This is a genomic window from Mitsuaria sp. PDC51, assembly GCF_900113225.1.
In the GTDB taxonomy this organism is placed as follows: domain Bacteria; phylum Pseudomonadota; class Gammaproteobacteria; order Burkholderiales; family Burkholderiaceae_C; genus Roseateles.
In genome coordinates, this window is record NZ_FOZE01000001.1 from 2,066,534 (window position 1) to 2,091,428 (window position 24,895).

Genomic DNA, 24,895 nt, shown 5'->3' on the forward strand with positions numbered 1-24,895 from the left:
GTTCCGCCTCAAAACCGCCTTGCCCGACGACGTCTTGCGCGTGCATTCGTGCACTTCGCGCGAGGGCCTGAGCGAGGCAGGAGACACCACGCTGACGCTGCTGAGCGAGCGCAAGGACATCCTGGCCTCCGAGCTGCTGGGCAAGCTGGCGACCTTGACGATCGCGCTGCGCGAGGACGCGCCGCGCCACCTCAGCGGCTACGTCACGCGCTTCGCTCAGCGCGGCTTCGAGGGCAAGCACTGCGTCTACGAGATGCAGCTCAAGCCGTGGCTGTGGCTGCTGTCGCGCACCGCGGACTGCCGCATCTTCCAGGAGATGTCGGTGCCGGACATCGTCAAGCAGGTGTTCGAGGACCATCCGGTGGCGCGGTACGAGTTCAAGCTGCTGCGCCCGTACCGGACCTGGAACTACTGCGTGCAGTACCGCGAGACCGACTTCAACTTCGTGGCGCGGCTGCTGGAGCACGAAGGCATCTACTGGTACGTGGAGCACGACGAGAGCGGCCACAAGGTGGTGCTGTGCGACTCGGCCAGCGGGCATGACGCCAAGCCGGGGTGTGAGTCGCTGCCGTTTTATGGCTCGGAATCGCAGGCTGCGCCGCAGCTGGAGTACGTGCAGGGCTGGAGCGGCGCGCAGTGCGTGCGGCCCGGCAAGGTGGTCATCACCGACTACGACTTCCAGAAGCCGTCCAGCGCGCTGGAGACCAGCCAGATGGTCAAGCGCGACTACGACCTGTCGGACGGTGAGATCTTCGATTACCCGGGCGGCTACATCCAGACCGGGGACGGCTCGCAGTACGTGGAGGACCGGCTCGACGAGCTGCAGAGCAGCCATGAGACCTATGAAGGCACGACCAATGCGCAGGGCGTGCAGACGGGCCACCTGCTGGCGCTGACGCGGCATCCGCGCGATAGCGAGAACGCGCAGTACCTGGTGACTGGCACGCAGCTGGCGCTGCACCAGGCGGCCAATGAATCGGGCTCGGGCGAGACCTCGCTGCGCTGCAGCTTCAGCTGCATCCCGGCGCAGCAGCAGTTCCGGCCGGGGCGTCGCACGCCCAAGCCACTGGTGTCGGGGCCGCAGACGGCCATCGTGACGGGGCCGGCGGGCGAGGAGATCCACACCGACAAGTTCGGGCGGGTGAAGGTGCAGTTCCACTGGGACCGGCGGGGCAAGCGCGACGAGCGCAGCTCGTGCTGGGTGAGCGTGGCGCATCCGTGGGCGGGGTCCAACTTCGGCGGCATCCACATCCCGCGCATCGGGCAGGAGGTGATCGTCGGCTTCATCGAGGGCGATCCGGACGCGCCGATCATCATCGGCCGCACCTACAACGGCGAGAACCTGCCGCCGTGGGACCTGCCGGCCAATGCGACGCAGAGCGGCTTCCTGACGCGTTCGACCAAGGGCGGCAGCTACGGCAATGCCAACGCGATCCGCTTCGAGGACAAGCAGGGCGCGGAGCAGCTGTGGATCCACGCGGAGAAGAACCAGGACATCGAGGTCGAGAACGACGAGACGCATTGGGTCGGGCGGGACCGGACCAAGACGATCGACCGGCATGAGACGGTGTTCGTGAAGGGGAACCGCACGGAGACGGTCGACCTGGACGAGACGATCACGGTGCATCAGAACCGGACGGAGCGGGTGGATCTCAACGAGACGATCTCGATCGGGGACAACCGGTCGGTGACGATCGGGGGAATGAAGACGGAGACGGTTGCGCTGGCCAAGGCGGAGACGATCGGGCTGGGCAAGGCGCTCACGATCGGGCTGGGCTATCAGACGACGGTCGGCGCCATGATGAACACGACCGTCGCATTGAGTCAGACCGCGCAGATCGGACAAAACAAGAGCACCAACGTTGGCAAGAGCTACGCCATCACCGCCGGCGACGAGCTGTCCATCAATGTTGGCAAGGCGAGCCTCACGATGAAGAAGGACGGCACGATCATCATCAATGGCCACAGCTTCAGCCTGGGTACCACCGCCGAACAGACGTTCAACGCTGACGGCGAGGTGACCGTGAAGGGCAAAAAGATCCTGGAGAACTGACGTGGAGCGAGTCGACTTTCCGGCGCATGGCGCCGAGGAGGCCTCACAGGAGGCATCCCCGTTCCATGCGCTGCTGAGCCAAGGGGCGCAGGTGGCGGCGTTGCCGGCGCCGGGCCAGGTGGTCATCGGCACGCTGCAGACGGCACCCGTGATGGGTTCGGCGGGCGCGGCGCTGGTGCCGGGGTTGGGCGTGGTGGGCGTCGCTCACAGCCTCGTGCCGCTGACACCGGCGCAGGAGGGGCGAGGTGTGGCGCTGAGCGTCCTTGCGGGCGGCTCGGCGATCGTGCTGGGGCTGCTCTGGAATGGCGCGGGGTCGGAGCACTCCCTGGAACTGCCGGATCGGCAGCCAGGGGGCCAGCCGGAAGGAATCGAGATCACGGTCGACGGCCATCGTGAGGTGATCGAGGCCGCCGAAGAGCTTGAGTTGCGCTGTGGTGAGGCACGCATCGTGCTGACGGCCGATGGCCGCATCCAGCTCCGCGGGACCTACATCACGAGCCATGCGAGCGCGACGCAGCGCATCGTCGGCGGGTCGGTGCACGTGAACTGAGGGTGACGCAGAGATGCAGGTACACGTAGGGTCGAAGCATCTGGCGACCGATGTCTCGGTGGCGCTGGATGCGAGTGGCAGGGAGCATCTCGTGATCATCGCGAAGGCGACGTGGAGCATCCCCGAATGGGGGCAGCGGCCGCGACCGCTGGCGCCTCGTCCCATCGTCTCAACAGACGACTACTTTGGGGATCCCGGCGAGAGCGCAATGAGGTACGGCGCCGATGCGGCCCGCTACAAGCCGCAGTGCGACGTGATCTTCGACGCCACTGCGTATAGCGCCGCCGGCGCGCCGGTCACCACGCTGCTCGCAGGCTGGCAGGTAGGCGCGCTTGCCAAGCAGGTGCGGGTGATCGGCCCGCGCGTTTGGTCTGCTTCCCTGGAGCCTGGGGCGCCAGCGCCCTTCGATCGCATGCCCATCCGCTACAGCCTGGCCTTCGGAGGAACGCGCTGGTCCGACGACGGCGGGCGGCATGCCGAGTCGTTGCTGTCCAATCCCGTGGGACTGGGCTTCGCAGGACCGGATACGCTGCGGCAGATGGTTGGACAACCATTGCCGACGCTGGAGGCCGTCGATGATCCGGTGCGCCGGCCCGATGGCTCCCATCGAAGTCAGTCCTTCGGGCCCATTGGTCGGCATTGGATGCCGCGCAAGACTTTCTCCGGCACCTATGACGAGCATTGGCGCCGTGAGGTTTTCCCCTTCCTGCCCGACGACTTCGACGAAGCATTCAACCAGGTGGCGCCGCCCGACCAGCAGATGCCATATCCGGTCGGTGGCGAGGAGGTCGTCCTCACGCGCTTGATGCCACATGTCGCCGGCGAAACCGAGCGGCGCTTCTTTCTTCCGAAGCTCGACCAACCTGCAGTCCGCATCCTGCGCACGGACTATTCGCAGGAGCGTTTGAAACCGGTGGTCGACACCCTGTTCTTCGAGACAGACGCGGTGATTGATGAAGAGACCGGACGACGAGGACGTTTCACCGCGGTCTGGCGCGTCGCTACTCCCATCCGGCGCCGCATTCAGGAGTTCAGCGCGGTCACCGTTGGACCGGTTGATGAAGCCTGGTGGGCGGCGAAGGCGTCTGGTCAGGCGGATGGCGCCTGCGTGGGATGTGGCGAGGCGAAAGCGCCGGCTTTGGCAGGCGACCTCGAGGAGGTCGACTGATGGATCGAGCGCGTTCTGAACTGCGCGTGGTCTCGGCGGGCGTCTGTTGCGCCCTGGGCCACGAACTTGCCGCCGCGGGGCCGGCTATTGCCGCCAATCTCGATGCGTTCGGTACAGCCGGTTTTCTTACCGATACGGGAGTGCCCATCCCTGTCGCTGCGTTGCCCTCGGGGCGGGTGTGGGGTGTGTCGAGATTGGCACATTGGGCCGCTTGGGCCGTCCGGGACTGCCTTGTGAACGCATATCCCGGCCTTACGCAGGAGGGCCTGATTGGTATCGCCAGATCCTGCGCACTGCTGCTGCTTACGCCGACCGCGGAGGCGCTGGAGGATCGCGACATCACCGTCGACGGCCTACCCGAAGCGGTGGCCAATCTTTTGGGCTTGCAGTTCTCCAATGCCACGCGCGTGCTGCCGTTTGGCGAAGCGGGCCTGAGCAGGGCCTTGGACCAAGCCGCGGCGCTACTGGAGCACGCACCAGAAGGACGTGTGCTGCTGGTGTCGGCGGACAGCCTCCTGGATGTGCAGTTGATAGAGCGGATGGTCGAGGAAGAACGTCTGCGGGTACCGGGCTCGGATCGCGATGGCTTCACGCCGGGCGAGGCCGCTGCGGCGGTGTTGTTGGAAAACCCATTGCGCCCCGGGCCTGCCGGGATCGTCGGCCAGGCCGATTTCCGATTGCTTGGCTGGGGGGGCGCGGAAGAAGCGGCCCGGTGGAACAACGGGCTTCCCAATCGGTCGCAGGGGCTGACAAGGGCTGTCCGTGCCGCCTTGGGAGCCGCGCATGTGACGATGGCCGATGTCGACTACCGTCTCTCGGACCAAAACGGTGAGACGTTCCTGGTGCGCGACGCCGCAAATGCGATGACGCGTCTGATGGCGGATGTCGATCCTGATCGGTCGCCTGTGCTGATTACGCTGGCCGACAAAATTGGTGATGTGGGAGTCAGTGTCGGCGTGGTCGGAATTGCCTTGCTCCATTACCTTTCCAACCGGCCGGCGTTCTGTCCCGGACAGCTTGGTCTCATTCATCTCGCGCAGGACGATGGTCTGCGCTGCGCAATCGTCGTCGGCACCCTGCCGATGGCGGCTTGAAGGAAGCAAATGGACACGCGTGTCTTTGCAAACGGCTCGGAGGTCTGCTCCAAGGCTGCGGACGGAACGTCCCAGGTCGCCGTCGACCCGTGCTGGAGCCCACCGGCGCCGAGCGCCGGTCCAGTCGTGATCGTCTATGCCAATACGGCCTTCTCCAACCAGTTGCAGAAGGGCAGCAGTACGGTTTTCATCTGCGGCACGCCGCTCGCCTTGCGCGACAAGTCCTTCCTGGCAAACAGCACTGGCAACGAGCCGGCGACGCAGCAGTTCGCCAAAGGCGTGTCGAGCGGCGTCATCAAAGGCAAGGCGTACTTCGTGGACTGGTCGCCAGACGTGAAAGTCGAGGGACTCAACGTGTGCCGGCATTTTGACCCGATGACTCACAACCACGGCTGACGACGGAGCGACCGGGAATGAGCGCCAACACGCCCACCACGTATTACAAGGATTCGTCCGCCGTCGCGGCCGCGTGCAAGAAGGACTTCGAGAAGATCGAAAAGGCCTGTGCGAAGGATGACGACACGAAGCCAAAGTCGCGGCCCACATTCAAGAAGCTGCTGGGATCGAAGTACAAGAATCACAGCGGAACGCTGAGCAAGGGCGGGACCGACAACAAGTCCTGGATGGCGGATCACTGCGATTTCCTGTGGATTCCGCCGGGGCCGAATTCGCATGATGAGTTTTTGAAGAAGCTGGACAGCTTGAAGGACGACTTGGCCGAGGTTGTCGACACGAAGCTAGCATCCGCGATGGACGCGGCGAAGGAGAAGCTCAAACAGGAAGCGATCGACATGGCCAAGAAGAAGGCCGGTCAATCTGCGGCGCGAGCAGGGACGAGGTGGTTTGTTGGCGCGAGCGGTGCCGCCGTAGGCGGTGTCGGAGGACTCGTGACCGAGGGAATTGCGACAGTCTGGAATCTTTGGGATATGGCGAGCACAGGCTGGGATGTCGCAAAGACCGGCTACAACGCCTATCAAGAACTCGGTGCCTTGGATGACATGGTGAAGGAGTTCAAGAGCGTTGGTAACGAACTGGAACGACTGGGCCAGCAGGCAAAGGCTGATCCGCAACGCGCGATCGCGGACTTCATGGCCGGCGCGGCGAAGCTCAATCCCTGCATGCGAGCCAGACGCTGCTCCCTGGTTCCTAAAGGGAAGGCTAACAACCTGTCGGGCGACGGCTGCTGCCCAGGCCAAACCGGACATCACCTCATACCAGACGCGGCCGTCAAAGATGCCGGGTGCCCGGGTTATGACTACGAAGCCGCTCCAACAGTCTGTGCGGAGGGGACCGGCAACAGCCATGGTGGGTCGCACCAGAGGCTCCACGATGTGCTGGATCGTCGAATGCGCGAACACAAGGAACGGCGCGGAACGAATCAGATCTCATACGCCGATTACCGGACACAGGCGATGATGGCGTTCTACGAGACATTTCCGGAGTCCGGTTGCAGCCGCAAATGCTTGCAAGCCCAACTCGACGCGCATTACAAGTGCTCCGGTAAGTCTCTCTCGGCCGCGTCCGGCAAGGGCGGCGGAGCGACAGGCGGAAATACTGGCAGCCGTTAAGGAGAGTGTGTTGCTGCGAATTGAGGACTACAAGGCGTACTTCGAAGGGTTCGGCATCCGGGATGCAGTGCTACGGGACCGCAACATTCTGGTGTTCATTGCACTGCAGGATTGGGATGACGCCAAGCCAAGGCCTTTCGAGGAAGAACTGAAAACACGCTACATCTGCTATTTCCGCGACGAGGATCGATGGGGGGCAGATCATCTGGAGGGTTTTGCGGGATTGATGGCCGGGGCTTCGCTCAAGCCCTTATTCCAGAACGTCTGTGTGGATCGCTCCGGACAGGTATACGTCAAGGGTAGCGGCGCGTCCGAAACCGAGAGGAAGATCCCGGGTGGCATGGGACAAGGCCCCAAGCGTGGGAGCGTTCGCAATATCAAGCAATTGAACGGCTGGCTGTTTGGCTGCGGAAGCCCGCGTAGCCTGTTCAAGCGTACTGGCCGCGAGCACTGGGAGGAGGTCGGCCCTCTGCCGCCAGAAGGCCGCGGCGAAACCGGCTTCCAGGATTTCGACGGTTTCTCTGAATCCGATATCTACGCGGCGGGTGGCAAAGGCGACGTTTGGCGCTATGACGGGACTGCATGGCACAAGATCGCCTTCCCATCCAACATGTGGATCGAATCGGTTTGCTGTGGCGAAGATGGGTATGTCTACATCGGCGCGCAGTCGGGTACGGTCTATCGCGGTCGCGGTGATCAGTGGATGATGATTCATCAAGGCGATCTGAGCTTGCCGTTCCGCGACATGGTCTGGTTCAAGGACCGCGTCTACGCGACGAACGACTACGGCCTCTGGGAGATACACGAAGGCCGGCTGCAGCCCAGCCAGGCCCCCATTGAGATCACCAACTGCGCGGGCAATCTTTCCGTCGCTGACGGAGTGATGCTGATGGCGGGCGCTTACGGCGCTGCGCTGCATGATGGTCAGTCGTGGTCACGCCTTTTCAGCATCGCCGAGCTGGCTCGCCAGGCCCAGGGCGGATGAGCACAGTGCTGCGTCTGGAGGAGCGGCCGCCGATCATCGCGGTGGTGGTGCGGCGTCACGTTGAGGACGCGGCGTTCTACTGGTCGCAACTCGATGGATCGATCGATTCGCCGCAGCTTGGCGCCGAACGGGCTTCGCAGTTCGCTGCCTTGCTCACCGCCCATCTCGAGGGCGTGCGAGCTGGGAAAGAAGCGGCAGCGGCGATGGCGCTGCAAGCGCTTGAGCGGTGGCGCAAGCCTGGAGAGGCTTTCGTCGCCTGCGTCGCGGCGCTGTCGCTGGAGGGGGAGGGACGCATCGCCGCGATCGAGGCAGTTCTTCGACAGGTCAGGCTCCGGCCGGATCTTCTGGTGCGCGGGGCCGTATCGGCGCTCGCCTGGGCATCACCAGCGGCGACCCGCCGATGGCTGGCCACAGTCACCGGCCTCTCCGACCCCGTAGACCTTGTCATCGCGTTGCGAGGCAGTGTCTTGATGCGAGGCACCGTCGCCGACCTTGAAGCCTTCGTTGTCCATGCTTCTCCTCACGTGCGTGCTGCCGCCTGTCGGTGTGCAGACGCCGCGATGATCCCGGCACTCCAACGCCTTTGCGCTGACGAAGCGCTCGCCGTGCGCGCGGAGAGTTGCATCGCGCTTGCCCGGCTTCTGGACGCCGAGGCGGACGAACACCGAATGGCTGCCGCATCGCGCCTCTGGCAATGCGTGGCCGAGCAGGTGGCCTATCGCGAGCGCGCCAGTGGATGGGATCTCGTTCAAGCCGATCGCCGATTGAATCGATGGGTCCGCCATCTGGCGCAGTTGGCGCCCATTGGGCATCCGGGAATGCGTGAGCTGGTGCAGCGTCTTCCCCCCCGGGTGGGACTGACAGCGATGCTTCACCATGGCGACATCGCGCTGCTCGATCTTGTTGTGCATCGCATGGCGGACGACGAACAGGCGCGCTGGGCTGGATGGGTCTGGCACTGTCTCACCGGCGTTGACCTGTTGGCTGAGGGACTGGCGCTCGACGAGCCGCCTTTGGACCTCGATGCACGTATGACGCCGGGACGCAGAGATGCGGACCTCGGGCTGGTGCTGCCGGATCGTGATCGGGTGGCAGCGCATCCGATGAACAGACTGCGGCTTGGTGATGGCAGACGAGCACTGCTGGGCCGCCCGGCGGGGGAACACGAACTCAAGCAGATCGTTGACCCCAAAGCCGACTTGCCGCAGGGGCTGCGATTTGTTGCGGCGAATGCCCTGAATCGAATCCAGTCCGAGGCGGAGTTGAACATCCGAGCGCGGCCCGACGTGCAGCGGTCGACGCTTCAATCCCTGGGAATCTCCTGAGCATGCCTGCGTTTGATCCTTGGAACGATGCCGAGCTACTCGGCCGACACCTCGCACGGGAGGATGCTGAACTGCTCGTGGTGATCGGTGCGGAGGGCTGGTGTGAAAAATGCAAGCGCCTCCGCCCGGCGTTCGAGACGCTTTGTCAGGCGGGCATGCCGTCGCAAGTGGCGTGGATGTGGCTTGATCTGGAAGACCATCACGAGTTCCTTGGGGAATTCATTCCGCCGGATCTGCCCCTGTTGCTGCGCTGGCGAAAAGGATTCTGTGTCCAGGCGGCCGTGGTCGAAGACATTGCACTCGATGCGGCGCCGAACGAACGCGTCAAGCTGCGACCGATGCACATCGAAGGCACCGGGGTGAGCGATCCGAATCAGGGTGAAGCGGTGGAGCTGCCCGCACTCTGGGGGGAGTTCGTCGCGGAGACCTGGGCCGAGGGCTCGCCGAGTCGCTGATCTTGGCGCCGATCGTCTTGGCTTCGCCTGCGCGGCGCGGATTCCAGGTTCGGATTCAACGAAGGCACTCCACATGAGCTGGAAGCTGGCGTTCCCCTTCGCGCATGATTACCCCGTCATCACTCGTGCGGACATCCTCGCTTTCGAGGGACGCAATCAGCTGAAGCTGCCCGCCGACTATGCGGCGTATCTGCTGGCGCACCGAGGCTCTTCGCCGATGTTCCAGAACGAGGACGGACGATTCCGGGCTGTCGAGTTCGATGTGGATTGGGAAGGGAAGGCAGCCAAGAGCTACGGAGATCGGTGCGGTCTGGAGAGCACCTTCGGCATCTTCGAAGGCAAGGACATTGAATCGCCGTACAAGGGCGGATGCGACCTGGACGACAACATCGTCTGGAACAGGCATCTCCATCCGCCGGGCCTGCTGCCGATCGGCATGGACGCCGGAAATTCGCTGTTCCTGCTGGGCGTTGAGGGGGAGTTGGCGGGGCAGGTCTTCTTCCTCTCGACCTTCCACATCCCGTGTCCCATGTCTTACGAACACATCGGTTTCATCGCCGACTCCTTCACCGCCTTCCTTGCGGCCGCGCGCCCGATGCACCGCGACGACATCCCCGCGGCGCCTCCCTGAACGAAGAAACCCACTGGTCCCGCCCCACGCCCTGGGGCAAGCTGGGCTTCGGCTTCGCCGAGCGCCGCGAGGACTGCCTGAGTTCCATCCTCATCGCCGGACCCGCCTGGTGAGCGCCGCGACGCGTTATCGTTCGCCTCCATGACCGACACCCACGCCACCGCCCCCCTGTCGCTCCCCGAGCTCCCCCGCCTGCTCGGCCTCACCGAGGTCGACGCGCCGCTGATCGCCGCGATCCTCGCGCACACCACGCCCGCCGGCGCACCAGCGCCGACCGAGCTCTCCCAGAAGCGCAAGAAGGAGATCCGCGCCGGCTTCGTCCTGCTCAAGGAACTCGGCGTCGTGATGTCCTTCACCCCGCGTGAAACCCACGCCGTGGACTTCGGCGAGCCGCTGGGGCCCGGCACCCATGTGCTCAGCGCGCTTTTCTACTACCCCGAGGGCAGCGAGGAAGTCGAGCCCTATGCCGGCGACGCGCCGTTCGCATCGACACCGGTCGAGACCCGCGACCAGGCGCTCGCCGCCTACGGCACGCCGTCCGATGGCGAAGAGGAGGAGGGCATCGTCAAGTGGGAGCAGTGGCAGCTCGAGGACCGCGAGCTGACCGCCGACTACGCCGACGACGGCGCCGTGCTGACCCTCACCGTCGCGTTGCCGCTGTCGCTCTGACCCGCCGCGCGCGCCGCCCGGACTCGCCGCCGGAACGCGCCGCTGTGGCGAAGATGACAACGTAGTCATACCGCGTTACCCATTCTCACCAGCCCTTGCGGGCGAGGCTTCGACACTGCTGGCGTTCCCCGTCCCTCAACTTCATGGGCCAACGTCATGCATCCAGTTCCTCGTCGCTTCGTTCAGCGTGCCAGCCTCGTGGCGATGGCCTTTGGGGCCGTCGCGCCCGCTTATGCGGCCCTGAGCCTGAACGTGGCCCAGGACGTCTGGTCGGGCGGCTTCTGCTCGCGGGTGACCGTCCGCAATCCCGGCACCACCGCCAGCGGCGCCTGGACGCTGCGCTTCGAGCTGCCCAGCGGCCAGATGAACGGCTCCTGGAACGGCACCTTCAAGCTCGAGTCGGGCGCGACCTTCGCCGTCACCGGCACCAGCTGGAACTCGCCGGTCGCGCCGGGCCAGAGCTTCGAGGTCGGCTTCTGCGGCACCGGCACCGCGCCGAATAGCGCCTCCTTCCGCATCTCGGAGGCCGGTGCGCCGGCACCGGCTCCCGCTCCGGCACCAGCACCCGCTCCGGCACCCGCTCCCGCTCCCGCTCCCGCTCCCGCTCCGGCTCCCGCTCCCGCTCCGGCTCCGGCTCCGGCTCCGGCTCCGGCTCCGGCTCCGGCTCCGGCTCCGGCTCCCGCTCCCGCTCCGGCACCAGCTCCGGCACCGGCACCGGCACCGGCACCGGCACCGGCACCAGCGCCAGCGCCCTCCAGCGACCTCTCCGTCCCCGCGACGGGCCAGTTCAAGCTGCCGTTCAGCGTCGCGACCGATGGCCGCATCCTCGACAGCCAGGGCGTCGCGGTGTCGATCCGCGGTGTCAACTGGTTTGGTTTCGAGACGCCGGACCTCGTCGCCCACGGCCTGTGGCAGCGCAACTACAAGGACATGATCGGCCAGATGAAGGACCTGGGCTTCAACGCGGTCCGACTGCCGTTCTGCCCGGCGACGCTGCGCTCCACCGGTCGCCCCAGCGGCGCGCTGAACACCAGCGTCAACCCCGACCTGGCCAACAAGACGCCGCTGCAGGTGCTGGACCGCATCGTCGCGGAGTTCGCGACGCGTGGCTTCTATGTCCTGCTCGACCATCACCGGCCCGACTGCAACGCGATCTCCACGACGCCCCAGATTCCCGGCTACACGCTGGACCAGTGGGTCGCCGACCTGCAGTTCGTCGCCGATCGTTACCGCAACGTGCCCAACGTCTTCGCCATCGACCTGAAGAACGAGCCGCACAGCACGGGCGGCAGCGGCGCCTTCTGGGGCACCGGCGACATCAACAACGACTGGAAGCTCGCCGCCGAGCGCGCCGGCAGCGCGGTGCTCGCCACCAATGCCAAGCTGCTGGTCTTCGTCGAAGGCGTGTCCGACAACGGCGGGCGCTGCGAGAACCCCGATGCCCACTGGTGGGGCGGCAACATCGAGCCCTCGGCCTGCTATCCGATCGACGAGACGAAGATCCCGCGCAACCGCCTGGTCCTGTCGCCCCACATCTACGGCCCGTCGGTGAGCGGCCAGCCCTACTTCGGCGACGGCACCGGTTTCCCCAACAACATGCCGGCCATCTGGCAGAACCAGCTCGGTCGCTTCATGGGCAAGAACGCCGTGGTGCTGGGCGAGTTCGGCGGACGCTTCACCGACAAGGACCGCCAGTGGCAGGTCAAGTTCGTCGACTGGCTGAAGTGCAAGGGCGTGCGCAACTTCTTCTACTGGTCCTGGAATCCGAATTCCGGCGACACCGGCGGCATCCTGCAGGACGACTGGCAGAGCGTGTCGCAGGACAAGTACAACAACCTGAAGCGCTTGTGGGACGGCTCCGCCGTGGACACCAACGTCTGCCGGTGAACCCATCGACCGGGCGGGGAGGGCGCGGCGTCGCCCGCCCGGCACCGTAGCGCGCGCCGCCGGCGGCGTCTGTGGCGTCACCCACACTGGTGACACGCCGTCGCCGGCTGATTCACCCCTTTACAAGGGCGCGTCGCGCGAATGACTTTGGTCGCTTCCGGCGCTCCTCGCACCGGCCTACCGTGAAGCACCACTCCCCGGGTCCCCTCCGGTCCGCCCATGGCCAGTCCATTCCGCCTCAAGACCGCGCTCGGCGACGACGTCCTGCGTGTCCACGCCTGCGCGTCGCGCGAGGCGCTGAGCGACCTCGGCGAGACCACGCTCACGCTGCTGAGCGAGCGCAAGGACATCCGCGCCGCCGAGCTGCTCGGCAAGGCCGCCACCTTGACGATGGCGCTGCGCGACGACGCGCCGCGCCAGCTGGCCGGCTACGTCACGCGCTTCGCGCAGACCGGCTTCGAGGGCCGGCACACCGTCTACCAGATGACGCTGCGGCCCTGGCTGTGGCTGCTCACGCGCACCGCGGACTGCCGCATCTTCCAGGAGATGACCGTCCCCGACATCGTCCGGGCGGTCTTCGACGACCACCCCGTCGCGCGCCACGAGTTCAAGCTGATGCGGGCCTACCGCCCCTGGACCTACTGCGTCCAGTACCGCGAGACCGACTTCAACTTCGTCGCCCGCCTGCTCGAGAACGAGGGCATCTACTGGTACTTCACCCATGACGAGGCCGGCCACACGCTGGTGCTGACCGACGCCGCCTCGGCCCACGACTGCGCCCCCGGCTGCGAGTCGCTGCCGTTCTACGGCAGCTCCGCCAACGTGCCGCCGGAGCTGGAGTACGTCGACGCCTGGATCACGCAGGAGAGCCTGAAGCCCGGCAAGGTCGTCATCACCGACTTCGATTTCGAGCGGCCCTCCAGCTCGCTGGAGAAGCAGCAGGACCGCACCCGCGACTACGACCTCTCCGACGGCGAGGTCTTCGACTATCCCGGCGGCTACCTGCAGGCCGGCGACGGCGCGCAGTACGCGGAGGACCGCCTCGACGAGATCCAGACCGCCTACGCGCGCTTCGACGGCGACACCAACGCGCAGGGCGTGCGCACCGGCCACCTGCTGTCGCTGGAGCGCCATCCGCGCGACGACCAGAACGCCAAGTACCTGGTCACCGGCACGACCATCCAGATGCGGCAGGCCGCCAATGAATCGGCCTCCGGCGAGTCGGACCTGCGCTGCCGCTTCAGCGCCATTCCCGCCGACCAGCAGTTCCGTCCCGAGCGCCGCACGCCCAAGCCGATGGCGCCCGGCCCGCAGACCGCGATCGTCACGGGGCCGTCGGGCGAGGAGATCTTCACCGACAAGTACGGCCGGGTGAAGGTGCAATTCCACTGGGACCGCCGCGGCAAGCGCAACGAGAGCAGCTCGTGCTGGATCCGCGTCTCGCAGCCCTGGGCCGGCAAGGGCTGGGGCGGCGTGTCCATCCCGCGCATCGGGCAGGAGGTGGTGGTCGACTTCGTCGAGGGCGACCCGGACCAGCCGCTCATCACCGGCCGCGTCTACAACGCCGAGCAGATGCCGCCCTACGGCCTGCCGGCCGCCGCCGTCATCAGCGGCATCAAGTCCAAGACCCACAAGGGCGCCGGCTACAACGAGCTGTCGATGGACGACACCGCCGGCAAGGAGATGATCACCATCCACGGCCAGTACGACATGGCCACGACGATCGAGCACGACCAGACCTCGACCATCCACAACAACCGCACCGACACCGTCGACGTCGACGATGCGGAGACGGTGGGCAACAACCAGACGCAGACGGTCGGCGTGGACCAGACGATCTCGATCGGGTCCAACCAGACGATGACGGTGGGCAGCAACCGCAGCAAGACCGTGGGCGTGGACGAGACGCTGACGGTCGGCGCCAACCAGGTCGAGAGCATCGGCGCCACGCGCACGCTGACCGTGGGCGCGGCGGACACGCAGAGCTTCGGCAGCACGCAGACGGTCACCGTGGCGCTGCTCAAGGCGGAGACCATCGGCGCGGCCTACGCGCTCACCGTCGGCGCGGCGATGAACCAGGCCATCGGCGCGGCGCTGATGCAGGAAGTCGGCGCCGCGAAGGTGGTGGCGGTGGGGGGCTTGAGCTCGGAGCAGGTGGGCCTGAGCAAGGCCGTGTCCGCCGGCACCCACATGAACCACGAGGCCGGCGCGAAGATGAGCCACAAGGCGGGCGCCAGCTATTCGGCGCAGTCGGGCTCGACGATGAGCTTCCAGTCGGGCGGCGACTACAGCGTCAACAGCAAGGCCAAGGCCGGCGTCGAGGCGGCGTCCGAGCTGGTGCTCAAGTGCGGCTCCGCCCAGCTGATCCTCAAGAGCAGCGGCGACATCACGCTCAAGGGCACCAGCATCACCATCCAGGGCAGCGGCAAGATCGGCATCAAGGCCGGGGGCAACCTCGACTTGAAGGGCTCGCCCAACATCAACCAGAACAGCTGAAGGAGGCGCGATGTCCAACCCCTTCGATCTTGCGCCGCTCATCGGTCAACCGCAGGCGCTGTGCCGCGGCGAAGTGGCCGAGGTGGATGACGAGGGCCACCTGCGCGTGCGGCTGCCCGGCGGCGAACTGCTGCGCTGCGAGCTGCTCCAGCCGGATGCGCCCGGTGCGGCCTGCAGCGGCGGCGACGCGGTGCTCGTCTGGCAGGACGGCGCCGGCGGCGGCATCGTGCTCGGGCGCATCGGACGCCAGCTGGCCGAATCGCGCCCGGTGGCCGATCCCAAGGCCTTCGCCGATCGGCCCGAGACGCTGGTGCTCGAGGCGCGCGGCGACATCGTGCTGCGCAACGGCCAGTCCCGCCTGCGCCTGGGCGCCGACGGCGACGTGGAGATCGTCTGCGCCAGCTTCGCCACGCGCAGCCGCCGGCTGCTGCGGCTGCTGGCGCCGATGATCAAGATGAACTGAGCGCGGCGATCGTGAACTCCGCCCTCGTGATGCCGGCGGCCGGACCGGCCGCGCCGACCGGCGCCTCCCGTGCCGGCGCCGGCGCGGCGTCCCGGCGCCTGATGATCGACCAGCCCCGGCTGCTGGACCTCGGCGCCGTCGGCGCGCCGGCGCCCTCGCTGCGCGTGCCGGCCCAGCCCGGCTGGCGCGGCGCCTGGCCGTCCGGTGGCGAGGCGCCGTCGCCTTTCGAGGCCGGCGGCACCGCGGCGTTCCGGCGCCGCGCGGCGGAGGAATGCCTGGACCTGGTCGCGGTGCTGCGCGCCTACCGGGCCCCGCAACCGGACGAACACTGGCGCACGCCGATCGACTCGGAGCGCCGGCTGCTGGCCCAGGTCAACGCGATCATCGGGCTGGGCGCGGAGGCGCTCGACCAGGTCGCGGCCCTGGCCATCGACCCGGACCTGCCGGACCCCGGCCGGGTCTTCGCGGCGCTGCTGGTGCTGGGCTGCGTGGCGGGCGACCGCTGGTGGCCGGCGATGCAGCGGATCTTCGAGGCCGCCGTGAGCCGTCATCCGGAGGAGGGCGCGCATGCGGTCGAGGCCCTGTCGCTGTCGCCGAGGACCGACCTGCCGGAGCTGCTGAGCCCCTGGCTGGGCCATGAATCGCCGGCGCTGCGCGCCGCGGCCGCGCGCGTGCTGGCCTTCCGCTGGGAACTGCCGGAGCGCGCCTGGGAGACGGCGATGCGGGACGCGGCGCCGGCGGTGGTCGCCGCCGCGCTCGGCGCGCCGGCGCATCAGTTCGATCCCGGTCGCTGCGAGCCGCTGCTGCTGGCGGCGGCGCACTCGCCCGTCGAGCCGGTCGCGCGGGCCGCGCTGCGTCTGGGTGCGGCCCTGCGCCTGCCCGCGATGCACGGCCAGGCCACGCGCATGGCGACGCGCGACCCCGGCTGGGCCGACGCGCTGACGGCCATGGCGATGCACGGCCATCCCGGCGATGCCGTGCTGCTGCGCGCGATGCTGCGCAATGCCGACCGCTGGCAGGCCGCGCGCGCCGCCGGCGTGCTGGGCCTGCCGGCGCTGATCCCCGACCTGCTGGCGCTGCACGACGACCCGCTGCGCAACGACGAGGAGCGTCAGCTGGCGGCCCAGGCGCTGGCGACGATCGCCGGTCCGGCGCCGGAGGGCGACAGCGCCGGATGGTGGCGACGGGTCGCGCAGGCGCCGGGTGACCTGCGCGTGCGCGGCGGCCGGCCGCTCGGTGCCGGCGTGCTGCTGGCCCGGTTGCGCGGACCGGGCTGGTCGCGCGCCGTGCGCCAGGACCAGTACCTGGAGCTGGTCGCGGCCTCGCGCGGCCAGGCGCCGCGTTTCAGCCCCTTCGATTTCGTCGCGGCCCAGGAGGCCTCGCTGCAGCGCATCGCCGACGCGATGGTGCCGCGGGATGCACGCGCCGACGGGCCGCATTGATCGTCGTCGAGCGCCCATGGACGAACCCGCCTTCTACAACCACAGCGGCCACCACGCGCAGGTGCTGCCCATCCTCGACCGCGACGGCGCCGAGGCGCGTCTCGTGCTCGTGAAGGCCAGCTACGACATCGTGCCGGGCGGCGGGTTGCGCGCCGCGGAGGCGCCGCGCGAGATCCGCCTGGGCGACGAGCCCTGGGGCGATCCGGCGATCGCCGACCTGCGCCTGCCGGGCGACTACGGCCTGCCCAAGCCCGGGACCGACTTCGTGCTCAGCGGTCACGCGGTGCCGCCGCTGGGCGGCGAGGCCGCCACGGCCATGGACGTCGGGATCCGGGTGCGCGACCGCGTCAAGCTGCTGCGCGTCCACGGCCCGCGGGTCTGGGTGCGGCAGTTCGGCGGCATCGGACCGGGCGAGAGCGGCCCGCTCGAGCGCACGCCGCTGGCCTGGTCGAGGGCCTACGGCGGCGCGGATTTCAGCGACCCGGCCAAACCGGTGGAAGAGGCCCGCAACCCCGTGGGCAGCGGCATCAGCCGCCATCCGGAGGCGCTGGTGGGGCGGCCCGCGCCGCAGATCGAGACCTCGGGCGAGCCGGTGACGAGCGCCGGCGGCCGCCACACCCCCGCGGGCTGCGCGCCGCTGGGGCGCCACTTCGCGCCGCGCCGCGCGCACGCCGGCACCCATGACGCGGCCTGGCTGTCGGGCGGTTATCCGGCCCGGCCGTCGGACTACCGGCCCGAGCACGAACACTGCGCCGCGCCCGGCCTGGTCTTCGAGGAGCCGCTGCGCGGCGGCGAGGCGGTGCGCATCGCCGGCGTGCATGCCCAGGCGCTGCTCGATTTCGCGCTGCCCCGGCAGCTGCTGCGCATCGACGCGATCGTCGACGGCCAGCCCGACACGCGACGCCCGCACCTGGACACGGTGGTGGTCGACAGCGACGCGCTGATGCTGGAGATGGTCTGGCGGGCGGTGTTCCGCTGCCCGGCCAAGATGCGGGGTCACTTCACCTCGATCACGGTGCAAGCCAAGGAGTACATCGAATGAGCGCCTCCCAGAAAACGTCCGGCTGGCGCGCCGGCCTGGCCCATGCGGAGGCGGTGACCTGCCTGGGCGAGACGCTGTCCGAAACTGCGCTGCTGCTGCGCGCCGGGGTGTCCGGGATCGGGCTGACCGACTTCGTCGACGGACAGGGGCGCCGGGTGATGGGCTGCGCCTCGCCGGCGCTGCCGCCGGACCTGCCGGCCCGCGAGCGGCTGCTGGCGCTGGCGGTGCACGCGCTCATCGGCGTCAGCCGGCGCCGCGCGGCCCAGGCGCACCCGCGGCCCGATCGGCCGCCGATCCTGCTGCTGGGATTGCCGGCGCGTTTCGCGCTGGAGCCGCAGAGCTACGAGCTCAATGTCGCCGGCCGCGACTTCGTGCAGCGTCTCTCGGCCGCGCTGCCGCCGCCCTTCGCAGGCGCGGACATCGAGGCCTTCCCGTTCGGACGCGCCGCCGGCGCGATCGCGATGGCGCGTGCGCTGCAGCTGGCCGAGTCGCGGCGCGAGGTGATCTGGGGCGGCGTCGACAGCCTGCTGCACTGGCCGACGCTGGAGGCGTTGCAGCAGCGGGAACGGCTGCTCACGATGGAGAACGTGGACGGCGTGCGTCCGGGCGAGGCGGCGGCCTTCGCGATGGTGACGCACGAAGGCCGCGAGGACGGCTGGGTCGCCGGGCTCGGGCTGGGGCGCGAGGCGCATCCGGTGGGCAGCGACGGGCCGTGCCGCTCGGACGGTTTCGCGCAGGCGCTGGAGGCGGCGGTGGCGCCGCTGCGGGCGACGGGCCGGCGCTGCGCGCTGTGGGCGCTGGACGCCTCGCATGAACGCCATGCGACGCGCGAGGTGCAGAACGTCATCGCGCGGTTTGGCGACGTGCTCGATCCGGGCACCGACCTGCGCCTGCCGCTCAAGGAGCTGGGCGACGTCGGTGCGGCGGCGCTGCCGCTGATGGCGGCGCTGGTGCTGCAGGACTGGGCCCATGGCGTGGCGCGCGACGAGTTCGCGGTGCTGGCCGCCGGCGCCGACGACGGCGCGCGCGGCGCGCTGCTGCTGGCGGCGGGCGATCCGGCCGCGGCCGGCGCACGGCCGCGGGCGGCCGAGCATCGGGAGGTGACCGCATGAGCGTCAACGCGAATTTCCGTGAGGTGGCCGGCGAGTCGACGAACCACGTGATCGTCTACATGAATCCGAGCGTCTGCCTCACGCCCGCGGCGCCGAGCCCGGTGCCGATCCCGTATCCGATCACCACGCCGGTGGGCTCGGGCAAGCTCGATGGCGACACGCGCGGCGTCAAGATCGGCGGCAAGCCGACCTTCCACGTCGACGCGGTCGTGCACGACTGCATCGGCAACCAGCCGGGCACGCAGAAGGAAGTGGTCAGCCTGAAGATCGGCTCCTCCGCCTTCATCATCGACGGCAGTCCCAACGTCCAGTTCGAGGGCAAGGCGGTGGTCTACACCGGCAGCTCCGGCATGGGCAACCAGATGTGAGGCCATGGGTACCAGCGCCGCGATGGTTCAGTTGAAGGTGATGAAGGCCGGCGGTGCCGGCGCCATCGCGGACATGAAGTGCTCGGAGATCCTGGCGTGCTTCGATCCGCCGATCGAATTCGGCAGCCACTCGCAGATGGTCGGGACCAAGGACGGCTACCAGGCGGAACACATCCTGCCGACCTCGGCGATGCACGACCTGGGTCGAGGCGGCGCCAAGTTCCCCGGCTGCGAGGGCTACAGCACCGGCGGCGCATTGACCTTCATGGCCGGCGACGGCCAGAGCGAAGGCATGGAGCACAAGATCCTGACGGACCAGATGCGCCAGTTCTCCCAGCAGAACGACCTGGCCAATCGCAACGCGCCGATGAGCGAGTGGATGGAGCAGTACAAGCAGGGCGCGAAGGATGCGTTGTCCCGGGGCAAGCCGACGCGCACGATCAATCGGCCCGACCTCGACCGCGACAACCTGATCGCGGCCGCGGCGGAGTGCATCGCGCTGGCCGCCGCGGAGTCGTTCGCCAAGCTCGATCCGCCGGTCAAGCCGGAGACCCCGCTGCGCAATCCCTGGGCCGCGACCAAGGCCCAGAAGGCCGAGGCGGAGGCGGTGAACATGGACGTCGACATCATGTAACACCGCCTCGGATGGCACGGCGACACTAGACGTTTTCGAAGGAGTCCCTCTTGCAGAAAGAAATCAACCAGGTCGTGGACACGGCCGACGGCCTCGTGTTCATGGGCCTGTCGTATCCGCCGGAGGACATCGGCGCGGCCGTGGGCAGCCTGTACCGGCTGGCGCCGGGCAGCAAGGCCGGCGATCCGGCCGTGCCCATCCTCAACACCAATGACGCGCTGCGGGTGCTGTGGGCCTCGCCCGCGGGCCAGCTGTGGGTCGGCAGCGCCGACGGCCATGTCGCCACCACCGCCGCCACCGGCTGGGCCGCGCCGGGCGGCGACCTGGACTACGAGGTGATGAACGGCGGCCCCGCCTGGACGGTCTCGACGCTGCCCCGCGACAGCGTGAAGGGGCTGGTGCCCAACATCACCGCGATCTGGGGCAGCGGCGATTCGGACGTCCACGTGGGGACGCGCGGCGGGCACCTGTATCACTGGAACGGGAAGGCGTGGACGCAGACCCGGGCGGGCGACGGCTCCGCCGACCAGACCATCCGCACGATCCGCGGCCACGCCGGTGACGATGTGTACGCCGTCGGCGCCGTGGACACCCTGCTGCATTTCGACGGCCAGCAATGGCGCAACCTGCCCATCCCCGGCACGCCGGGCCCTGGCGAGACGCTGGGCGGCATCGCGCTGCTGCCCGAGCGCGCCGTCATGCTCTGCGCGTCCGGCGAGGGCGGCCGCCTGCTGCATGGCAGCGCGGCGGGTTTCACCGAATTCGGTCGTTACCCGCTGCCGCTCAACGACGTGGCGGTGCTGGGCGACCGGCTGCTGTTCGCGATCTGGAACGGCGTGGCCGAGCTGGTCGGGCGCGACGTGCAGGTCGTGAAGGACAACTTCAAGACCGCAGGTGCCTTCGAGGGGCGCGGGCGGGTGTTCTTCACCGAGCCAGCCGCGCCGCGCATGCAGTTCATCGTCCATGACCCGGCCAATGCCGCGACGCCCTGGACCCGCAGCAAGTTCTGAGCGATGTTGGCCGCCCTGCAGACCTTGATGGAAGTGGCCCGGGCCCAGGCCCGGGTCGACGTCCGGCTGAAGCTGGCGGTGTTCGTGCGTGGATCCCTGAGCCGGCAGGACATGGATCCCGACACCCTGTGGGAATTGCTGCGCGAGCAGCCCTTCGCCGCGCACCTGAACCGTTTCCGGCGGGGCGGTGAGACGCAGTGGCGGCTGCCTCCGGCCGGCGGCTCCGGCCGCATCTGGGCGCGCCGAGCGGGCGTCGATCCGGCGGCTTGCGTCGCCTTCGCGGGCGACGGCAAGCATGGCCGGACCGCGATGTCCCTGCAGATCGCCGACCTCGGGCCGGCGATGGGGATGGAGCGGGCCAGTCACCTGATCTTCGAATTCCCGGACGATGCGTCCAACCGGCAGATCGCCGAGGTGGCACGTTGGAGCCTCTCGCACCTGCCGGTGCTGTGGGGTACGGCGGGCTGGTGCTTCGACGTCGTGGAGGGCTCGGCCTACATGGCGGCGCGTCACGTCGTGGCGCTGGCGCGCCGGTGCTGGGCGATCCAGATCCTGGAGCCCGCGATCCTGCAGTGGGATGCGCTGCGCGGGCTGCCCGGCGTCAACTGGCTGACGCTGGTCGGCGATGGCTTCGCGGCGGCGCATGGCATCGATCCGGCGGCCCTGGCCGGGTTGGCCGGTGCCGAGGTGTTCGTCCATCGCGGACGCGATGCCACCATGCTGGCGGCTGGCGCGGCACCGCTGCGCGGCGACATCCATGCCGACGAATCGCTGGCGCCGCTGGTGACCGTGGCGCAGGCGCTGAAGCCGGCGCTGCTGGCCAACTGCTCGCCGATGTACGGCCAGTTGGCCGACGAGGACGTCATGAACGCCTGGTTACAGCGTTTCATCGAGCCCCAGGCCTGGCTCCGCGTGGACGTCGACGGATAGAGGGCCTGCAGCGGCTGCGCGGCTCTGCCACAGCGTCCTCGTGACTTTCGTTCATTGCCCCCGATCCCCGTGACACGGAGGATGCGGGCTGGGCGGCGATCCTCGCCGCGGCGAGGCGTTCGATGTCACGATCAGAAGGTAATCCCCGCTCGGCCAAGCCGGGCAGCGCGCCGGCGGCTCCCGCCGACGATCCCACGCTCGATCCTGACGCGACCCGCATCGTGCCGGCGCCGCTGCCGGCCGGTGCCGCGCCGTTGGAGCGCATGCCGCCGGACACCGCCGCCAACCGCGCCGCGCCCCCCGCCGAGCCGCCCCATGACGACGGTCCCGAGACCGTCCAGCATGAGCGCGACATCAGCTTCATCGACCCGACCTTCCCCGACACCTTCTCGATGCGCGCCGGCCGCAAGCCCGCGGACATCCCCGTCGACACCGACCACACCGTGATCGCGCCCGCGGCGCTGCTGATGCCGCGCGAGTCGGTCGAGCCCGCCGCCTCCGCGTCCACGCCGGCACCGACCGCGCCACCGACCCCGGCGCCCACTTCGTCCCCCGTGGCGACCGCCCCCGCGGCGCCCCTGCCCAGCGCGCCCGCCGCCGCTCCGATCGATCCTCCCGCCGCCCCGGCCACCCCAGCCGCCGCCATTTCCGTGAACGACAACGAAACCGTCATCGTGCCCGCCAGGGCGCTGCCTCCCGTGGCCAAGCCGGCGCCCACCGTGGCGCCCACCCCCGCGCCCAAGCCCGTCGAAGCCATCGCCGCGACCGGCAACGAGACGGTGATCGCGCCGGCGGCCAGCCTGGCGGCCGTCGGAGCTCCGGCCGGCAAGGCGCCCGTCGCGCCGCCGGTGGCCACGCCCGCCGCGCCCGCCGTCCCGCCCGCGCAGGAGGCGGGCGATTCCGAGTTCCACGCGTCCGAGTTCGCCGAGACCGTGCTCGATCCGGACGCCGTCGCGGCGGTGGCCGCCATGCGCGCGCTGCCGCCCGAACCCACGCCGGTGGGGCGTCCGTCCACCGGCACGCTGCCCGGCGGCGCGCTGGCCGCCGCCAAGGCCAGCGCCGACGCGCCGGTGCGCCAGGTCGGCCGCTTCCAGGTGCTGGACCGCATCGGCCGCGGCGGCATGGCCAGCGTGTTCAAGGCCCACGACCCGGGCATCGGCCGCGACGTGGCCATCAAGTTCCTGCATGCCTCGCTGTGCGAGGACGACGAGTACCGCGCCCGCTTCCTGCGCGAGGCGCGCGCCTCGGGCGGCCTGTCGCATCCCAACATCGTCACCGTGCACGACGTGGGCGAGGTCGACGGCCGCCCCTACATGGCGATGGAGCTGCTCGACGGCGAGCCGCTGGCCGACCTGCTCGAGCCCGGCCAGCCGCTGGCCATCCGCGACACCGTGGTGATGGCCATCCAGCTGGCGCGCGCGCTGGACTACGCGCACAAGCGCGGCATCGTCCACCGCGACATCAAGCCGGGCAACATCGCCCGGGTGCGCGGCACGCTGGACATCAAGGTGATGGACTTCGGCATCGCCCACATGGAGTCGACGAAAGGGGAGCAGCGCACCCGCGTCGGCGACGTGCTGGGCACGCCGCAGTACATGGCGCCCGAGCAGATGAACGGCGAGAAGATCGACGGCCGCTCCGACCTGTTCTCGGTCGGCATCGTGCTGTACCAGATGCTCACCGGCGTGCGCCCGTTCACCGGCGACAGCGTGGTCAACCTGGCGCTCAAGATCGCCAAGGACGACCCGACTCCGCTGAACAAGCTGCGGCCCGAGATTCCCGCGTCGCTGCGCCGGGTCGTCGACCGCTGCCTGGCCAAGGCGCCCGACAACCGCTTCCAGACCGGCGCCGAGCTGGCGGACGCGCTGGTCAAGGTGCTCAACGAGATCGACGAGGAAGCGCGCAACAAGAACCGCTCCAAGCTGATCCCGCTGCGGGTGAAGTGGGCCGCGATGATGGCCGGCATCGTCGCCATCGTGATGGCGGTCAGCGGCTCCATCATCAGCCAGCGCCAGAACGCGGCGCTGATGCAGCAGGTGGCCGACTACGGCACCGCACTGTCGCGCTTCATCGCCGCGCAGAACGCCACCGCGGCGCTGGGCGAGGACTGGGTGTCGGTGGACGTGTCGCTGCAGGAGATCATGAAGACGCGCGACTTCGAGAGCGTCACCGTGATCGATCGCGCCGGCGTGGTGGCGGCGTCCAGCCAGCCCGACGCGGTCGGCAAGCCCTACCAGGCGCCGCCCGGCGAGCTGCTGGGCGAGCAGGGCGGCGTCAAGCGCACGCGGTATCACGCCGCGGGCGGCGCGGCGGTGCTGGGCTTCGATTCGCCGATCACCTTCCAGGACAAGACCGTGGGCCGCGTCGCCCTGGGCCTGCCGGAGCGCCCGCTGGAGAGCGTGGCGCGGCTGTCGCGCACGCTGATGGCGGTGCTGGCGGTGACGACGGTGCTGGCGGTGGCGATCGCGATGTTCTTCGTCGCCAACTGGTTCTCGCGGCCGATCAAGCTGGTCGTGGAGGCGCTGGACGAGATCGGCCGCGGCCGCGTCGACTTCCGCATCCGCGAGCAGCGCAAGGACGAGTTCGGGCTGCTCTACGCCGCCTTCGACCGCATGGCGCAGGCGCTGCAGGACAAGCAGGCGCTGGCGGCATCGGCCGCCAAGGCGGAGGCACCGACGACGATCGGCCGGCGCTCCGGGCTGCGTGGTGCCGCGATCGCGCCGGCGGCCGAGACGCCCGCCGCGGCAGCGGCCGCGCAGGCCGCCGCGCCCGTGACCGGCCAGGCCGCCGCGCCGTCCGACGAACAGACCCAGCCCGCGCCGCCGGTGCCGGCCGGGCCGGACGCTGCCGATGCGCCGAAGCAGCCCTGAGCGTCGCCCGATGAGCGTGAAAGGATTCCTTCCGATGAATGGCCCTCACCCCAACCCTCTCCCGCCAGCGGGAGAGGGGGCCGGACCGTCCGCGTTTCGCTTGGCCTCCCTCTTTCCCTCTTTCTTTCCCCCTCTCCCGCTTG

22 protein-coding genes are annotated in these 24,895 nt (G+C 68.9%); all 22 read left to right on the top strand.

All coding sequences use genetic code 11. From position 1 onward, the window contains the following. Positions 1-40 precede the first annotated feature (40 nt). Positions 41-2,053, top strand: a complete 2,013-nt coding sequence (locus BM393_RS09060) for a type VI secretion system tip protein VgrG (protein ID WP_175538242.1) — start codon at positions 41-43, stop codon at positions 2,051-2,053. Position 2,054: 1 nt separating this feature from the next. Then, positions 2,055-2,603 carry a hypothetical protein gene (locus BM393_RS09065; protein ID WP_091724452.1) on the top strand — a complete coding sequence of 183 codons (549 nt, stop codon included), beginning with the start codon at positions 2,055-2,057 and terminating at the stop codon, positions 2,601-2,603. Between the two features lie 13 nt (positions 2,604-2,616). Further along, on the top strand, positions 2,617-3,771 hold the full coding sequence (locus tag BM393_RS09070; RefSeq protein WP_091724453.1) for a DUF2169 domain-containing protein: 1,155 nt from the start codon (positions 2,617-2,619) through the stop codon (positions 3,769-3,771). Continuing rightward, positions 3,771-4,865, top strand: a complete 1,095-nt coding sequence (locus BM393_RS09075; RefSeq protein ID WP_141225267.1) for a hypothetical protein — start codon at positions 3,771-3,773, stop codon at positions 4,863-4,865. Before BM393_RS09070 ends, BM393_RS09075 begins: the two co-directional genes overlap by 1 nt. A 9-nt stretch (positions 4,866-4,874) precedes the next feature. Beyond that, a complete protein-coding gene (locus tag BM393_RS09080) occupies positions 4,875-5,261 on the top strand; it encodes a DUF4150 domain-containing protein (protein WP_091724455.1) in 387 nt (128 codons plus the stop codon). A 17-nt stretch (positions 5,262-5,278) separates the two neighbouring features. Continuing rightward, positions 5,279-6,433 (top strand): HNH/endonuclease VII fold toxin-2 domain-containing protein, encoded by a 1,155-nt coding sequence (locus tag BM393_RS09085; protein ID WP_091724456.1) that lies wholly within the window; start codon positions 5,279-5,281, stop codon positions 6,431-6,433. Positions 6,434-6,443: 10 nt separating this feature from the next. Continuing rightward, positions 6,444-7,418, top strand: a complete 975-nt coding sequence (locus tag BM393_RS26115) for a hypothetical protein (RefSeq protein WP_254783296.1) — start codon at positions 6,444-6,446, stop codon at positions 7,416-7,418. Next, positions 7,415-8,743: a hypothetical protein gene (locus tag BM393_RS25170; protein ID WP_141225268.1), complete on the top strand. Its 1,329-nt coding sequence runs from the start codon at positions 7,415-7,417 to the stop codon at positions 8,741-8,743. The genes BM393_RS26115 and BM393_RS25170 overlap by 4 nt, the downstream gene beginning before the upstream one ends. 2 nt (positions 8,744-8,745) lie before the next feature. Next, the gene (locus tag BM393_RS25175) at positions 8,746-9,198 is read left to right on the top strand and encodes a hypothetical protein (protein ID WP_141225269.1); all 453 of its coding nucleotides are present in this window, start codon (positions 8,746-8,748) and stop codon (positions 9,196-9,198) included. A gap of 73 nt (positions 9,199-9,271) precedes the next feature. After that, on the top strand, positions 9,272-9,829 hold the full coding sequence (locus BM393_RS09100; RefSeq protein ID WP_091724458.1) for an SMI1/KNR4 family protein: 558 nt from the start codon (positions 9,272-9,274) through the stop codon (positions 9,827-9,829). Positions 9,830-9,970: 141 nt separating this feature from the next. Next, the gene (locus tag BM393_RS09105; protein ID WP_091724459.1) at positions 9,971-10,498 is read left to right on the top strand and encodes a hypothetical protein; all 528 of its coding nucleotides are present in this window, start codon (positions 9,971-9,973) and stop codon (positions 10,496-10,498) included. Positions 10,499-10,654: 156 nt separating this feature from the next. Beyond that, entirely contained in the window at positions 10,655-12,385 is a 1,731-nt protein-coding gene (locus BM393_RS09110) for a cellulase family glycosylhydrolase (RefSeq protein ID WP_091724460.1), read from the top strand. A 219-nt stretch (positions 12,386-12,604) separates the two neighbouring features. After that, the gene (locus BM393_RS09115) at positions 12,605-14,881 is read left to right on the top strand and encodes a type VI secretion system Vgr family protein (RefSeq protein ID WP_091724461.1); all 2,277 of its coding nucleotides are present in this window, start codon (positions 12,605-12,607) and stop codon (positions 14,879-14,881) included. Positions 14,882-14,891: 10 nt separating this feature from the next. Then, a complete protein-coding gene (locus BM393_RS09120; protein WP_091724462.1) occupies positions 14,892-15,344 on the top strand; it encodes a hypothetical protein in 453 nt (150 codons plus the stop codon). A gap of 11 nt (positions 15,345-15,355) precedes the next feature. Next, positions 15,356-16,786: a hypothetical protein gene (locus BM393_RS09125; protein ID WP_141225270.1), complete on the top strand. Its 1,431-nt coding sequence runs from the start codon at positions 15,356-15,358 to the stop codon at positions 16,784-16,786. A 16-nt stretch (positions 16,787-16,802) separates the two neighbouring features. After that, positions 16,803-17,828 carry a DUF2169 domain-containing protein gene (locus BM393_RS09130; RefSeq protein ID WP_175538243.1) on the top strand — a complete coding sequence of 342 codons (1,026 nt, stop codon included), beginning with the start codon at positions 16,803-16,805 and terminating at the stop codon, positions 17,826-17,828. Then, complete coding sequence (locus tag BM393_RS09135) at positions 17,825-18,940, top strand: hypothetical protein (RefSeq protein ID WP_091724465.1); 1,116 nt, start codon at positions 17,825-17,827, stop codon at positions 18,938-18,940. Before BM393_RS09130 ends, BM393_RS09135 begins: the two co-directional genes overlap by 4 nt. Further along, complete coding sequence (locus BM393_RS09140; protein WP_091724466.1) at positions 18,937-19,308, top strand: PAAR-like domain-containing protein; 372 nt, start codon at positions 18,937-18,939, stop codon at positions 19,306-19,308. Before BM393_RS09135 ends, BM393_RS09140 begins: the two co-directional genes overlap by 4 nt. 4 nt (positions 19,309-19,312) lie before the next feature. Then, positions 19,313-19,942, top strand: coding sequence for a hypothetical protein (locus BM393_RS09145; protein ID WP_141225271.1), 630 nt, complete (start codon positions 19,313-19,315; stop codon positions 19,940-19,942). A 50-nt stretch (positions 19,943-19,992) separates the two neighbouring features. Next, positions 19,993-20,952 (top strand): hypothetical protein, encoded by a 960-nt coding sequence (locus BM393_RS09150; RefSeq protein WP_091724468.1) that lies wholly within the window; start codon positions 19,993-19,995, stop codon positions 20,950-20,952. A gap of 3 nt (positions 20,953-20,955) precedes the next feature. After that, positions 20,956-21,882, top strand: a complete 927-nt coding sequence (locus BM393_RS09155; RefSeq protein WP_091724469.1) for a type VI immunity family protein — start codon at positions 20,956-20,958, stop codon at positions 21,880-21,882. Positions 21,883-22,004: 122 nt separating this feature from the next. Beyond that, entirely contained in the window at positions 22,005-24,752 is a 2,748-nt protein-coding gene (locus BM393_RS09160) for a protein kinase domain-containing protein (protein WP_141225272.1), read from the top strand. The last annotated feature ends 143 nt before the right edge of the window (positions 24,753-24,895 follow it).